Here is a 990-nt window from a genome sequence, read left to right as displayed (position 1 = left end):
GGACGGCCTCACCTGGCCCGACCCCGACTCCAAGGCCCGGCTCGTGGTCGCCGCGGCCAGCGACGCCCAGTTGCGCGCCGTCGTGCGCCGGCTCGTCCGGCGGTACGCCCCCCCGCCCAGCCGCCGTCCCGACGATCTGCCCGGCAACCGGACGGTGCCGGACCTGCCGCCGATCGGCGTACTCCCGCTCGATCCGGCACGGGGCACGACGCACCGTGACCTGGCGGCGCAGCTCGGGCTGCCCCGCGACCCGGCGGCGGTGGCCGCCGCGGTGCTGGACGGCACGCCCCGCCGGCTCGACCTGCTGCGCAACGACGGCGGCTCGGTGACCCTGGACGGCGCGCTCCTCGGCGCCGCCGACGACAGCGGCCGGCCGCTGCACTGGCGCGGGCGGGTGGAGGTGGACGACGCCGTGCTCTCGAACGGCGACGATCCGCTGCTGGCCTGCGCGATCGGCAACGCGGGCGGGTACGCCCGGCTCGACGACGTGGCCCTGCTCGGCGACCCGGACCCGACGGACGGGCTGGTCGAGGTGGCGGTCGCCGTTCCCGTGGTGACCCGCTCGGCGTTGGGCAGGAAGCGGGTCCGGCTGGAGGTACGACGCGCCCGGGGGCGGGCCGTGGCCGTGCTGCCCCGCGAGGGGAAGGTCCCGTTCCTCGACGACGGGGCCGAGGGCGAGCTGAGCCGGAAGCGGTCCTGGTGGACCGAGCCGGGTGCCTGGGCGGTCTGGGCGGGCTGACCTCGGCGTCCCCGACGCGACCGACGCGGCCGGCCCGCGACGGCCGACCCGGCGCGGTCACTGGGCCTATCCTCGGCAGGAGGAATGGGGAGGAACCGTGGTGGACGAGAACGTCGACCGGGTCCACGGGCCCGGCCAGCAGCCGATGCCGGAGCGGGACATCGAACCACTCTGGCCGCCGGAGCAGATCGACGGCACCGACACACCGCCCTGGGCGTCGACTGCCGCGCCCGCGTCCCCCGTCCCGCCCC

1 protein-coding gene is annotated in these 990 nt (G+C 77.6%); it reads left to right on the top strand.

The features are described from left to right. Positions 1–739 (top strand): hypothetical protein (locus F6X68_RS32820; protein ID WP_151457852.1); only part of this gene is annotated, 739 nt, incomplete at its 5' end. Between the last annotated feature and the right edge of the window lie 251 nt (positions 740–990).

It is taken from the genome of Micromonospora sp. AMSO12t, from assembly GCF_008806585.1.
GTDB classification, from domain to species: domain Bacteria; phylum Actinomycetota; class Actinomycetes; order Mycobacteriales; family Micromonosporaceae; genus Micromonospora; species Micromonospora reichwaldensis.
The sequence above is the reverse complement of the archived record's forward strand: the minus strand, read 5'-3'. Positions and strand labels throughout refer to the sequence as shown.